Annotated in this window: 10 protein-coding genes, 1 tRNA gene and 1 pseudogene; 11 read left to right on the top strand and 1 reads right to left on the bottom strand. The window is 51.1% G+C overall.

Annotation, left to right across the window (positions count from 1 at the left end; genetic code table 11):
• Window positions 1-15: 15 nt before the first annotated feature.
• Window positions 16-1,164, bottom strand: a complete 1,149-nt coding sequence (locus EPD59_RS14800) for a GumC domain-containing protein (RefSeq protein WP_133273457.1) — start codon at window positions 1,162-1,164, stop codon at window positions 16-18.
• 190 nt (window positions 1,165-1,354) lie between these two features.
• On the opposite strand from EPD59_RS14800, the gene EPD59_RS14795 reads away from it, so the two are divergent.
• From EPD59_RS14795 to EPD59_RS24190, 11 genes and pseudogenes are all read left to right on the top strand, one after another.
• Window positions 1,355-2,845 carry an oligosaccharide flippase family protein gene (locus EPD59_RS14795; RefSeq protein ID WP_165963614.1) on the top strand — a complete coding sequence of 497 codons (1,491 nt, stop codon included), beginning with the start codon at window positions 1,355-1,357 and terminating at the stop codon, window positions 2,843-2,845.
• A 46-nt stretch (window positions 2,846-2,891) separates the two neighbouring features.
• On the top strand, window positions 2,892-3,803 hold the full coding sequence (locus EPD59_RS14790) for an FkbM family methyltransferase (RefSeq protein WP_133273455.1): 912 nt from the start codon (window positions 2,892-2,894) through the stop codon (window positions 3,801-3,803).
• Between the two features lie 45 nt (window positions 3,804-3,848).
• Window positions 3,849-5,003 (top strand): glycosyltransferase family 4 protein, encoded by a 1,155-nt coding sequence (locus tag EPD59_RS14785; protein WP_133273454.1) that lies wholly within the window; start codon window positions 3,849-3,851, stop codon window positions 5,001-5,003.
• Between the two features lie 40 nt (window positions 5,004-5,043).
• Entirely contained in the window at window positions 5,044-5,676 is a 633-nt protein-coding gene (locus EPD59_RS14780) for a polysaccharide deacetylase family protein (RefSeq protein ID WP_133273453.1), read from the top strand.
• Between the two features lie 9 nt (window positions 5,677-5,685).
• Window positions 5,686-6,789, top strand: coding sequence for a glycosyltransferase (locus EPD59_RS14775; RefSeq protein ID WP_133273452.1), 1,104 nt, complete (start codon window positions 5,686-5,688; stop codon window positions 6,787-6,789).
• A gap of 69 nt (window positions 6,790-6,858) precedes the next feature.
• The gene (locus EPD59_RS14770; RefSeq protein ID WP_133273451.1) at window positions 6,859-7,626 is read left to right on the top strand and encodes a TatD family hydrolase; all 768 of its coding nucleotides are present in this window, start codon (window positions 6,859-6,861) and stop codon (window positions 7,624-7,626) included.
• A gap of 11 nt (window positions 7,627-7,637) precedes the next feature.
• The gene (locus tag EPD59_RS14765) at window positions 7,638-8,705 is read left to right on the top strand and encodes a type I asparaginase (protein ID WP_240731433.1); all 1,068 of its coding nucleotides are present in this window, start codon (window positions 7,638-7,640) and stop codon (window positions 8,703-8,705) included.
• A gap of 83 nt (window positions 8,706-8,788) precedes the next feature.
• Window positions 8,789-8,876 (top strand) — tRNA-Ser (locus EPD59_RS14760).
• Window positions 8,877-9,480: 604 nt separating this feature from the next.
• Complete coding sequence (locus EPD59_RS14755) at window positions 9,481-10,017, top strand: class I SAM-dependent methyltransferase (protein WP_133273450.1); 537 nt, start codon at window positions 9,481-9,483, stop codon at window positions 10,015-10,017.
• A 249-nt stretch (window positions 10,018-10,266) separates the two neighbouring features.
• Complete coding sequence (locus tag EPD59_RS14750) at window positions 10,267-12,150, top strand: LTA synthase family protein (RefSeq protein ID WP_165963613.1); 1,884 nt, start codon at window positions 10,267-10,269, stop codon at window positions 12,148-12,150.
• Window positions 12,151-12,345: 195 nt separating this feature from the next.
• Window positions 12,346-13,091 (top strand): annotated as a pseudogene (locus EPD59_RS24190) (alpha/beta hydrolase).
• The last annotated feature ends 19 nt before the right edge of the window (window positions 13,092-13,110 follow it).

Below are 13,110 nucleotides of genomic sequence, written 5' to 3'. Positions count from 1 at the left end.
AAATGCCCCCCAGACTTAATTCAATGGAGAGGCGAAGGCATTCTGTGGTTCCTGCTTTACTGTCCCACCCAAATTCAAATTGCCCCGATAAAGCTCCAACAGGGTAATAAAAATGACCGAAAGAACGAAGGTGATGAGCACCGACGAGATGACGATGAGGGAGCGCACCGGCGCAGCTTTACGAATAGCAGGATACGCCTTCTGCACAACGTAAATAGACGAGATTTCACTGCTAATGGCCAAACGCGCATCTTCATAGGTAGCGCGCGCCGTAATAAGCCGCTTCTGGATGTCTTCAAAACGAGCGTAAAGCGTCGTGACAAGGTCAGCGCCTGCTACGTAGCTTTCTAGGTTAATTACATTGCCTCCGTCTGATTCGGTGAGACCCCGAAAGGCGCGCCGCAAACCGGCTACTCGCGCCGCGGATCCACCGCCAGCAGCTAACTCACCCTCAGCGCGGCGAAGCTCCGTCTCCGTTTCGGCAAGCTCTTTAGCCAGGTAGCGCGATTCGTAGCCCGTTTCGTTTTCGGAGCTCAAGCTGCCAAAGATTCCGTAGCGCTTACGCGCCTGCTGCAAACTGTCGCGCACTTGGGCGTATTGCTTCTCCAAAAACTGCGTTTGGTTTTCGTAGAGGCTGATAATGCTGCCCCGGTTTTCTAAAGTGAGGCGCTGATTAATGGAGTCGATAACCTGTACCAACGCATTCGCAATGTTCGCCGCCTGTATTTTGTCCCGATCCTGGAACGTCAACTCAATGGCGTCGCGGTCGTTGTGAACAATATTTAAGTTGTTGTTATACTTATCGAGCACTGCTTGGTCAGCTTTTTCAGTGCCAGGCTCGCCCACGCCATAGCGCTCGTATAGGTTGAAGCGCTTGACAATCAGCTGCGCTACCGGCTGCGACTGACCAATCGTGATGATACGGTCGAGGTCTTCGGCCCGGCCCCCCAACTGCAAGCGGCCGCCTTCTTTTACAATGCGGTCGGGGTCGGTGGTTTCAGGATTGGTAGGGTAGAAAACGGCGGTGGAGCGGTAGATATTGGGCAGCATCCAGGCTACTACGGCACTTACTACCAGCGCCAGTAGAACGGCTGTCAGAACCAGATTGCGCCACCGATGTATGACGGGCCACAAGCCCAAAAGCGAATAAGAACGGGATGACATAAAGTACGTTGGAAGGCAAATCAACCCCAGTAACGACTTGCAACAGGGGCTAAAACGGGGCAAAGCTACTCGAATTGCCTCAGAGTTAGCCCGCCCCGAATTACAATTGGGGCCTTAACCGCTTTACCTTCTGATTTATTGCTTCATCAGGATAGCCATGGTAGGCGGGCCTTGGAGTGCCGAGCTACCTTTGTGTAGTTTTGTCGCCTCACTCAGCCTTACCTGCATCAAACGGTTTTTCGGGAACATCAGCTTTGCCGTATTGCTCAACCTCTTGGTAAAGCCGGGGTGGGTATTCGTTGAAAATCTAGTGCAAAACCAGCTCGGGCACGTAGCATTTGGCACGTTCACGGCCTTATCGTCGCTCACCATTATCCTGGCTACCTTCTCCGATGTGGGCCTGACTCACTACACGGTGAAACGGGTGGCGGCCGAGCCGGCTTATCTGGCAACCTATTTTCCTACCATTCTGCCGCTGCGTGCTTCGCTTAATTTTCTGGCATTGGGCGCTTTACTGGTTTTGGGTTGGGTGGTAGGCTACCAGGGCGCGCAGCTGACACTGCTGGCTATTATTGGCGCGGCCTTGCTATTAACTCAGTACGGGCAATTTTTGCGCGGTACGCTGCAGGCGCACCAGCGCTTCAACACGGATGCCGTACTGTCGGTGCTGGAAAAAGTGCTGTTGCTGGGTTTAGTGCTGGCTCTATTGCCTAGTGGCTTAACCTTGACTGGTTATGTGTGGATGCGGTTTGCCGCCGCCGCTTTTGCCGCAGTGTTGCTGTATGGGCTCATGGTGCGCCTCTTCGGACGCGTGCGCTACCGCTGGAGTTGGGGCCACGCACGTATGGTGCTCCGCGAAACGTTGCCTTTCGCCCTGATTACGCTGCTCTACGGCGCCAACGAGCGGGTAGATATGGTAATGCTGGAACGGCTGGCCTCGCCAGCCGAAGCCAGCTATTATGCCGGTGCCTACCGGTGGGTGGATGCCGTGATGATGTACGTCTGGACCATTATGCCCTTGTTTTTCGCCCGCTTCGCCGCCGCCATAAATAGCCGGTCGGAGCAGCGCGACTTGCTGTGGTTTGGGCAGCGCATCGTTACGCTGCCATTGCTGCTGGCCTGCGCTTTTGTGCTGTTTCGGGGCGAGGTTTTGTTTTGGCAATTTACCCACAGTACTCCCGCCGAGCTGGCCCGCATGACCTTGTGTCTCAAGATATTATTCCTGAATGTGCTCGTGCATGGCTTCTTTGCCATCTACAGCTCGCTGCTCAATAGCACGCACTACGTAAAAACGGTGAGCTGGCTGGTAGCCCTAAGTCTGGGGCTCAATGTGTGCTTAAATCTGGTGCTGTTGCCCCGCTTCGGCGCTGTGGCCGCTGCCCTAAATACGCTCGGTTGCGCCGTGCTGGTGTCGGGTGGCTACGTGTGGCTGGTGCAGCATCGGGCGGGAGTGGCTGTGCCGTGGCTGCTGCTCGGGAAGCTGCTGGGGGGCTTTTTGCTGCTGTGCGCGGGCTGGTACGGTTTGCAGCAAACCCTGGAGTTGCACTGGCTGGTGGAGAGTCTGGTGGCAACCATCGGCTTTGGCGTGCTTAGTGTGGTGCTGGGCTTGGTACCCTTAGCCGAGCTAAAGAAGTTTCTGCGACCTGGGGCCGGCGCAAAAATGCCCCCCAACGCTCCGTAATGCCGCTGCTCCTGGCTATTTGTTCTATTGTATTTGCTTTGTTCCTATGAATACCGATTTGCTGCACCAACTCGAGCGCGTAGAGCAGCTGGCTACGGCCTCCAAGCTGCTGCGGCTGCTCCGAGCGCCGGGCCGCTACTTGTATGCAATTGGATTTCGGCTGCTGCGCTACCGCGCTACCAAAAAGGGTGTGATGAAGCAGGCTGACACCTTCTTTGGCACTCCCATGACGGTGGTCTTGCCCGCCGGCACCGATATCTACCTCACCGGCGGCAAATCGCACGATTCAGAAATTCGTCTGGCGCGCTTCCTCATTCAGCGCCTTCAACCCAATGATGTATTTGCGGATGTAGGCGCACATTTTGGGTATTTCTCCCTGCTGGCAGCTCGGTTGGTTGGCCCAAAGGGGCAAGTGGTTGCCTTCGAGGCGTCGGCCACGACTCACGCTGTATTGGCCCAAAATGTGGCTGCTTCCGCTGTTGTACAAGCGCACCACTGCGCCGTTTCTGATCAGCAGGAAACGATTTCCTTTTACGAGTTTCCGATTCTGTACAACGAATTCAACTCGCTGGATGTAACGCAGTTTGAGAATGAGCAGTGGTTTAAGGAGTTCAAACCAACCAAAATCACTGTGCCCGCTGTTACGCTCGATGCTTTTTTTACTTCCTCCGGCCAGGTGCCCGCTGTCCTGAAGATTGATGTAGAAGGAGCAGAGCTTAAGGTGATTAGAGGTGCGGCTAAGTTGCTGGAGCGCGCTGCGCCGGCCGTCGTGCTGGAGTATCTGGAGCCCAAGCGCCATAATACCGGACACCAACAAGCCGCGGCATTGCTCCGCGAGTTAGGCTATCAGTCTCACCGAATCGGCGCGGATGGACAGCTTATCGTCTGTCCTGACCTCGACGCCTATCTGCAAGCGGAGCAGATTGACTCCGATAATTTTGTGTTTGTAAAAGCGTAGCTCTCCATTTAAAATCGAGTTTTTGCTTCCGTTTTATTTTCAAAAATGCCCCCCAGCTCCCTGCACATAGCCGTTAACACCCGTTTTCTGTTGCCGGGCGACGCGTTGGAGGGCATTGGGCGCTTTACTTTTGAGACGCTGAGCAGGATGGTGCGTCAGCACCCCGAACACAGGTTCCATTTCCTGTTTGACCGGCCCTACGACGCACGTTATGTGTTCGCTGCCAATGTGGTGCCGCATGTGCTGGCGCCACCCGCCCGCCACCCGTTGCTGTTTGTGGCGTGGTTTGAAGGGGCCGTAGCCGCGTGGCTCCGTCGGCACAAGCCGGCGGTATTTCTAAGCACCGATGGCTTCACGACGCTGGCTACCTCCGTGCCCCGCGTAACGGTGGTGCACGATCTGGCTTTCGAGCATTTTCCGCAGGATGTAAGCTGGCTGGTGCGGCGTTACTACCACTTTTTTATGCCCCGCTTTGTACGGGCCTCAGCACGGGTAATAGCCGTATCGGAAGCCACCAAGCAGGATCTGATACAGACTTACGGCCTCGCCGCCGACCGTATCAGAGTGATTTATAATGCGCCGGGGGGCAATTTTGCCCCCCAGACTGCTGTCGAGCAGGCTGCCACCCAGGCAAAGTTTAGTCAGCAGCAGCCCTATATCCTGTTTGTGGGTGCCTTGCAGCCGCGCAAAAACCTGGTCAATCTGTTGCGCGCTTTCGATGCCTTCAAAACCCGGACGGGCTCTACTACGCAGCTACTCATTGTGGGTCGGCAGGCTTGGAAAGCGGGACCTATTTTCGAAGTGTACCAGCAAATGCGCCACCGCGAGGCCGTCCGGCTCACCGGGCGCGTCAGCGACGCAGAGCTGGAGCAGCTGTATGCTGCCGCACGCGGCTGCGCGTATGTTCCTTACTTTGAGGGCTTTGGAATCCCTATTGTTGAAGCTCAAGCCAGCGGCTGCCCCGTAATTACCTCCAACCTGAGTTCCATGCCCGAAGTAGCCGGCCCCGACGGCGCTTTACTGGTTAATCCGTTTGAGGTGGCTGCTATCTCCGAAGCCTTGGAGCAACTCGACACCAACCCTAACCTGCGGCAGCGCCTGGTAACGCGTGGCTTGGAAAATGTGCAGCGTTTTTCCTGGGACCGCAGTGCCGAGCAGCTGTGGAGTTGTTTAGAGGAAGTAGCAAAACTTACTACATAGTTGTTTGGTGAGGCTTCTCCATAACAACCAATAAAATTATATGCTCACTCGTCCACCTGTACTTTTACACTCGTTATTTCCCGGTTGCGAATGGCAGTACCCAACGGCGGAGCGCATCCTGTACCTTACTTTCGACGACGGCCCGATTCCCGAAGAAACGCCGTGGGTGCTCGATCAATTGGCTAATTATCAGGCCAAAACTACATTCTTCTGCGTGGGCGATAATGTGCAGCGCTATCCCGAGATTGCCCAACGTGCGGTAGCTGAGGGCCACCGCTTGGCCAATCATACGCACCATCACCTGAATGCCTGGGCGCACCCGCGTACCGCTTATCTGCACGATGTAGCGCAATGCCAGCAGACCCTGACGGAGCTAGGCTTGCTGAAGGCTGAAACGCGGCCATTGTTGCGCCCACCCTATGGGCGTCTGACCTGGCCGCTGCTGCGCCACCTGCGCCCCCAGTACCGCCTGATTATGTGGTCGGTGCTAACCCAAGATTACGACCAAAGTCTGTCGGCGGAGCGCTGTTTGCGCCAATCGATTGCCGCCACGCGCCCCGGCGATATTGTCGTGTTTCATGACAGCCAAAAGGCCAGCCGCAACTTGCGCTATGTGCTCCCGCGCTATCTGGCGCATTTTGCGGAGCAGGGCTTTACCTTCGCCTCTCTTTAAACGAAGAGAATGCTGGCGCTGCTCACAGGATATTTCGGGATTTGGTTTGGGGTGATGCTGGTTTCTACGCTACTCTTTACGCTGCGAAGAGGAACGATACCTGCACCCCTGGCGGAGCCGTTGCCACGCGTCAGTATCCTGATTGCCGCCCGCAACGAAGAATCTGCTATCGGGCGCTGCTTGAGCGCTATTCGGGCACTGGATTACCCCGCGGAGCTGGTGGAAGTACTGCTCGGCGATGATGGCTCTACCGACCACACCCGCGTACGCGCCGAAGACGTAATGCAGGGCTACGGGGGGCTTTTTTGCTGTATTTCGATTCATGAAACCTTAGGAACAGCCCGCGGCAAAGCCAATGTGCTGGCCCACCTCGCCCGCGCCGCTACCACCGACTTTTTCTTTATTACCGACGCCGATATTGCCGTGCCTCGCACTTGGCTGTCGGGAATGCTGGCGTATGCGCGGCCGGGTATTGGTACCGTTACGGGCCTTACGATTGTGCGCGGCCCGCGGCTTTTCGATAGGCTTCAGGGCTTGGATTGGCTGTTATCGTTGAGTCTGGTGCAGGTCGTAACTGATCTGGGAAAGCCCGTGACGGCCATGGGCAACAATATGCTCGTTACCCGAGAAGCCTACGAAGTAACCGGCGGCTACGAAGCGCTGCCTTTCTCAGTGACCGAGGATTTTGAGCTATTTAAAGCCACTGTGAAGCACGGGTTCAGCTTCTGTAATGTATTTCGACCCGAAGTTCTGGCCCTTTCCCTGCCTATTGCCACGCCCTTGGGCCTGCTCCATCAGCGCCGTCGGTGGCTGCGCGGCGTGGAGGCATTGCCGTGGGGACTAAAGCTGGGCTTGCTCATTTACGGTAACTTTTACCTGGGTGTGCTGGCTCTGGCGTGGGTAGCTGGCCCCGGTCCGGCGCTGGCTGCGCTGGGGGGCAAAATGCTGGCTCAGGGCTTACTAGCGGCCATCGTATTCCGACGGGTTGGCTTGCGTGCGCCTTTAGAACTGCTGCCTGCTTTCGAGCTTTACACCATTTGGCTCACGGTTAGCCTGATCGGGTTTCGGCTGCTGGGCCGACGCTTCGACTGGAAAGGTCGTACCTATTCGTAAGCGCGTGCCGCCCGCGCTGCCACTCTCTTTCCGCGCCGTACATTTGCCTCACCACCCGCATTCCACCCCATGCACCTGACCGATTCGCACGCGCACATATATTCCGAGCAGTTCAAAACCGACCGCGACGCCACCCTGCACCGCGCCTTCGAAGCCGGCGTTACCACCATCGTCATGCCCAACATCGACCACACCAGCGTCGATAGTATGCTCGAAACTGAGGCCCATTTCCCGCGGCAATGCTTTGCTATGATGGGTTTGCACCCGTGCTCGGTGGGCAAGCACTTTGAGAAGGAGTTGTATCAGGTGGAAGATTGGCTGGGCAAGCGCCCATTTGCGGCGGTAGGGGAGTGTGGCCTCGATTTGCACTGGGACAAAACCTTTTTTGCTCAGCAGCAGGAAGCGTTACGCGTCCAGATTGGGTTGGCCAAGAAGTTTAAGCTGCCCTTGGTGCTGCATACCCGCGAGGCTTTCACCGAAACTGCCGACCTTATTGAGGAAGCCCAGGATGGTAGTCTGGGGGGCGTTTTTCACTGTTTTTCAGGCACCAAGGAAGAGGCCGAGCGCGCCATTAAGTTGGGCTTCAAGCTGGGCATCGGCGGCGTGGCAACATTTAAAAATGGCGGCTCCGATAAGGTCCTGCCCGAAATGGCGTTAGAGCATCTGCTGCTCGAAACCGACTGCCCGTACTTAGCACCGGTACCGCACCGCGGCAAGCGTAATGAGCCCGGCTACTTGCCCCTGATAGCTCGGCGCGTAGCCGAATTGCTGCAAAAAGACGTGGAAGAAGTAGCCGCTGCTACCACGCGCAACGCGCAGGCCCTGTTCAACTTATAGCCCCTTCCGCCTTGTTTCCTATAGTTGATATTCAGACTGCTGCCCACGACGGCCAGGTTAGTGCTTCCATCTTGGTGCTGTATACCGGCGGCACGGTGGGCATGGCCTACAATAAGCGCGGCGAACTAGCTCCTATGCGCTTTCGCCAGGTCAGTAAGCTGATGCCCGAATTGCGCCACTTGCGCATGCGAGTGTCGGTGCTGAGCCTGCCGCATCCCATCGACTCGTCCAACGTAACCGTGGCCGACTGGGCGCTGATGGCCACCATCATCCGCGACCAGTACGATCAGTACGACGGCTTCGTGGTGCTGCACGGCACCGATACGATGGCTTATTCGGCTTCCGCGCTGAGCTATTTACTTGAAAATCTGGCCAAACCCGTGGTGTTTACCGGTGCCCAAGTGCCCGTGGGCCGGATCCGCACCGATGCGCGCCGCAACTTTATTACCGCTCTCGACATTGCCGCCGCCCGCTGCCCTGATGGCTCGGCCCGTGTACCCGAAGTCAGTCTGTTCTTTAATACCTTACTGCTGCGCGGCACCCGGGCCAAAAAGGTAGAAAGCCAGCATTTTGCCGCTTTCAAAAGCGAAAATTTGCCCCCCTTGGTGAAGGCCGGCATCCACCTGGACTTCAACGATGCCATCATTCGCCCTCTGCCCACGGCCCCCCTGCATGTGCATACCCACCTCGACGAGAGCGTAGCCATTCTCAAGCTTTTTCCCGGCATCACCGAAAAGGTGGTGGGCGCTGTTCTGGGTGTTGAAGGTCTGCGGGGCTGTATTCTCGAAACCTACGGTTCAGGGAACGCACCTACTCAGTCGTGGTTTTTGCGCTGCCTCGAAACTGCTCAGGCCCGCGGTATCCATGTTCTGAATGTCAGTCAATGCGAAGAGGGCCGCGTAGAGCAGGGCCGCTACGAAACCAGTGCCTCTCTGCTGGCCCGCGGCGTGCTCGGCGGCGACGACATCACCACCGAAGCCGCCATCACCAAGCTCATGTTTGTGCTGGGCCAGAAAAAAAGCCCCCCAGAAACCATCCGCCTGCTCACCAGCAACCTGCGCGGCGAAATCACGCTGTAACCCAACCTCTGCTTGCGGCTACTTCCTCTGGTAGCTTGCGTTTGCGGAAAAAGGGGCGTTACTTTGCCACCGCTTTCCCATCCAGAGAGGTGTCCGAGTGGTCGAAGGAGCACGCCTGGAAAGTGTGTATGGCTCAAAAGGTCATCGTGGGTTCGAATCCCATCCTCTCTGCTAAAAGCCCCGTTTCTAGTCAGGAACGGGGCTTTTGATTTATTCATGGGACAAACTTGTAATTCTCATTAGTAGTGGTACAGAAGAGCCTCAACCTCGCACTAGCTGCTTAGCGTCGTTTTACCCTTTGCATAAGCCCCTACTAACCTCTTCCTTCCTTAGATAAAAGGGCCACCACGTTATTCAACTTCAATGGCCCTTTTATCTATTATAATAGTCTGCACATGAAATTGGCAAAGCGCCAGAAATACTAGGGCTACTCTACTGAGTCAATCTCTTCTGAGGTAAGTCTAGTAAACGAGTTAATTTAGTAGATAAACCTCGGAGGTAGCAGTGGTATTAAAAACTCTCAGATGACTAGATTATTTCGTTATTGTGAAGTTTTACTCATCTAAAGTAAAAGATACCCCAAAGTGAGAAGGATAGGCATAAGAGCCAATTTTATGTTAATCAACAATTCACGAAAGCCTGACTATAGAAAAGTAAGTGGGAAACATTGGCCTGCACTTTTCATCTAGTTCGCTATCGTAATATAGAAACATTATATATTGCTGCCGAAAAAAAGAATAATAGCCTCTTGGATACTCTCATCTACCTAAAGCACATGCTACGCGACAAGCATGTAGCATCCTTCACACCTACATCTGGTTTTGCAATTAGGAAATTATGCAGAAAAATTGATTTTAATAAAAGAAATGTTATTGTGGAATACGGCCCAGGTACGGGTGTCTTTACCAGATATTTTCTCGCTCATTTAACGCCAGATTCTATATTGATTCTTATTGAGCGTAATAAAGACTTTGTGCACATAATAAAAGAGAGCATTCAAGATCCGAGACTAATTATCTTTCATGAAAGTGCAGAAAATATCGAGCAAATCTTGTTGCATTGTAACGAACAACAAGCAGATTATATCGTTTCAGGAATTCCTTTTTCATTTCTTCAGAAATCCTTGCGCGAGTTAATTATTCGTAACTCATACAAGTGTCTGAAAGAAGGCGGTAGTTTTTTGGGTTATCAGACGTTCTTTCAAATTGATCGATTCTTAAAAGATCATTTAGATTGCGAGTTTAATAAAGTTCAAACTGAAATTTGCGTACTCAATGTGCCGCCATTAAAGATTTTTGAGGCTATCAAGTAAGCTTCGTAGGTGTTGATTAGAAAAAAATAACGATACTCTCGGATGTATAATGGAGATGAGACTTTAACCTTAGTAATAGTTTTATAGGGTTCAAATTTATGGCTTTGTTCCGGATTTGTAAATGGAGGAAACGTAGTTTGTAAAATATAAATCGGGAATGTTTTCTAAAGTAAGTAGTTATTTATGGTACGTAAAATTTATTATCTAACACTAAGTTTTATTGTGTTTCTGGTTCTAACTAGAGCACAGATGTTTAATATTAATTTATTTCCTCCTCTTTCTGAAATATATTACAATTTTATAAGATTACTCACAGTTAGTTATTATGATATTATTTATGCGCTTGCATTATGCGTAATATTTTCAGTTTGCGCAGAATTAGCAGATAAGAATTTTATAGTAAAAAAGATTATTTACTTCTGCTTTCTGTTTTTCTTAATCATAAGCGTAATATGGGCTTTGGTTAATTCATATGCGGTAAAAATATTAAACAGCCCTATAAATTACCAAATGCTATACTATTCGGATATAATGGATAGTGAGTATGTATGGGTGGCCATAGCAGAGAATTTCTCGTGGGTTATTTTATGTAAGGTACTCTTTGTAATAATGCTAGTATTAGGAGGAGGTATGGTTTTATACAGAGTGTCTCTAAGAAGTGAAATAATTGGACTTACATCTAAAATTATACTCTTATCAGCAATATGCTCTGTAGTATATCTTGTTAAATTTCATCATTTAGTTTCTTATTCAAAGAAAAATTATTATGACGATTATGTCAAGACGTATAATCCAATAATATTTTTTTCAAATTCATTTTTTCAATCTTTTAATAGCGAACGCAGACTATTTACTGAGTTTGACTCGAAAGAATATGAAAATGACTTTGTTAGTCCAGATAGCTCTGTTAAGTTAAGTTTACCTGTGATACCCAGAAACTCAAACATAAAGAATGTAATTCTGTATGTTTTAGAGTCAGTACCAGCAGAGTATGTCGCAGGGTATGAAAATAAATATAATGCGACTCCTAACTTGCAGAAATATTTGCCAGAATCTTTGATTTTTACAAACTTTTATGCTCACACCCCTAACTCTACAAACTCACTCTTTTCCTTATTAGGCTCGGTTTATCCCTTAATGTCCTATAAAACTGTAATCGTTGAAAAACCAGATATACAGCTACCCACATTAAGCTCGGAGTTGAAGCAAAGAAAATATAGAACAGCTTTTTTTCAAGCCTCTGACAATCAATATGCACGGGTAGACGAGTACTTGTCTTTTCGCAGTTTCGACAAAGTAGTGGATCATCGACAAATACCCTGTTCGACCAAATCTTTTGTTTCGAGCGCAGAGGGTGTAGGAGAAGGTAAAGATGAAAGATGCATGGTAACTGCATTTTCAGAGTGGGCTTCAGATACAAGTCAAGATGCCCCTTTTTTTGCAATGCTTTGGACCATTCAAACGCATTGGCCTTATTTTGTTTTTGGATCAGAAAAGGACTTTAATGTTAAAGACCCCACACTGAATAGATATTTAAATGCTCTTCACCAAAGTGACGCGGCTCTCGGCAACTTGCTTGCTGATTTGAAACAAAAAGGCTTATATGAATCAACTTTAGTTATAGTTGTAGGTGACCATGGAGAGTCTTTTGGCCGCCATGGGCAATATGGACATGGCTCAAATATTTACGATGAAAACGTAAAGGTTCCATTGATTTTTATCAATCCCCTATTATTTAGCGGACAGAAACAGTCAAATATAGGAGGTCATGTCGATGTAGCAGCCACAGTGATGGATATACTCGATTTCAAGAAGCCACAGGGGTGGCAAGGAACAAGTTTATTCGATCCCTATCGGAAAAATATTGTTTGGTTATTTTCAACTTGGACAGACTATTTCTTTGGGTATCGTACTCTATCACATAAAGTAATTCTTAATGCTTATTCTAATAAGACTAGTGTATATAATGTAAAGCAAGACCCAAATGAAAGCATAGATTTAGCTGATCAAAACCCCGAATTAGTAAAATTAAGCTATCGACGAATTGGTCAATGGGTTCAATATAATCGTGCGTTTCTTAATAAGAAATTAAATAAAGAAGACAAGGAGGTCTTGCATTCCACTTATCCTTGATCGAAATATATTTCATTAAAAAATTAAGACTCGTGTATACCGCGTACACGGTATAAGAATGCTCTATATCTGTAAGACATACCTTTATTCTGTCTTAAAGTGAAAGCGAACTTTCTACTTCCACTTGCGCTGCTCTTGCTGAGCATCGTTTGCGGCCAGACGGTCGCTGCGCAAGATCAGGCCGCGCCATTAACAATGGGGCAGACCTTCACGCTCGCCTCCTCCATCCTTGGGGAAACTCGCCACATTAACGTGTACTTGCCACCGGGCTACGCGGACTCCGCTACTCTTCGGCTGCCCGTTCTATACATGCCCGATGGTGGCATGGCAGAGGACTTTCTGCATGTGGCCGGTCTGGTGCAGGTAAGCACCGGCAACAGTACCATGCGGCCGTTTATTGTGGTGGGCATCCAGAATACCGAGCGGCGACGGGATATGACCGGGCCCACCACCAACGTGGAAGATCGCAAAATTGCCCCCGGGTAGATGGGTCGGCGGCCTTCCGGAAATTTATTCGCTCGGAGTTGATGCCCGCCATCCGGCAGCGCTACCGCACCACTGCTGAAACCGCTATTGTAGGGGAGTCGTTGGCCGGCCTGTTTGTGGTGGAAACGCTGCTGGAGCGCGATCTGTTCGATACGTACGTGGCCTTTGATCCGAGTTTGTGGTGGAATAACGGGGCATTAGTTGCTCAGGCCGAGAAGCGACTGCAGGCGTACGCAGGGCCGACGAAGACACTATATGTTGCCTTCAGCAGCGACACGGAAAGAGCCCCTACCACTCAGCGCTTTGCCACAATCCTAAAGAGTGTGGCCTCACCCAAACTTGCCTGCTATTATCAGGCTATGCCGGAAGAAACGCACGCCACTATTTACCATCCGGCGACGCTGCGGGCTTTCCGCATAGTGTTCAAGCCCCGCAAAATAGCTCCGACGAAGTAACCATCAATAGATTGTGTTT

Source organism: Hymenobacter radiodurans, from assembly GCF_004355185.1.
GTDB lineage: Bacteria > Bacteroidota > Bacteroidia > Cytophagales > Hymenobacteraceae > Hymenobacter > Hymenobacter radiodurans.
This window is presented reverse-complemented; position numbering and strand designations above follow the sequence as displayed.

Excerpts from the sequence above, each read along its gene's own strand:
- EPD59_RS14780 (WP_133273453.1), top strand. The coding sequence starts at position 5,044 with ATGCTCACTCGTCCACCTGTACTTTTACACTCGTTATTTCCCGGTTGC.
- EPD59_RS14800 (WP_133273457.1), bottom strand. The coding sequence starts at position 1,164 with ATGTCATCCCGTTCTTATTCGCTTTTGGGCTTGTGGCCCGTCATACAT.
- EPD59_RS14775 (WP_133273452.1), top strand. The coding sequence starts at position 5,686 with ATGCTGGCGCTGCTCACAGGATATTTCGGGATTTGGTTTGGGGTGATG.
- EPD59_RS14770 (WP_133273451.1), top strand. The coding sequence starts at position 6,859 with ATGCACCTGACCGATTCGCACGCGCACATATATTCCGAGCAGTTCAAA.
- EPD59_RS14790 (WP_133273455.1), top strand. The coding sequence starts at position 2,892 with ATGAATACCGATTTGCTGCACCAACTCGAGCGCGTAGAGCAGCTGGCT.
- EPD59_RS14755 (WP_133273450.1), top strand. The coding sequence starts at position 9,481 with ATGCTACGCGACAAGCATGTAGCATCCTTCACACCTACATCTGGTTTT.
- EPD59_RS14750 (WP_165963613.1), top strand. The coding sequence starts at position 10,267 with ATGTTTAATATTAATTTATTTCCTCCTCTTTCTGAAATATATTACAAT.
- EPD59_RS14785 (WP_133273454.1), top strand. The coding sequence starts at position 3,849 with ATGCCCCCCAGCTCCCTGCACATAGCCGTTAACACCCGTTTTCTGTTG.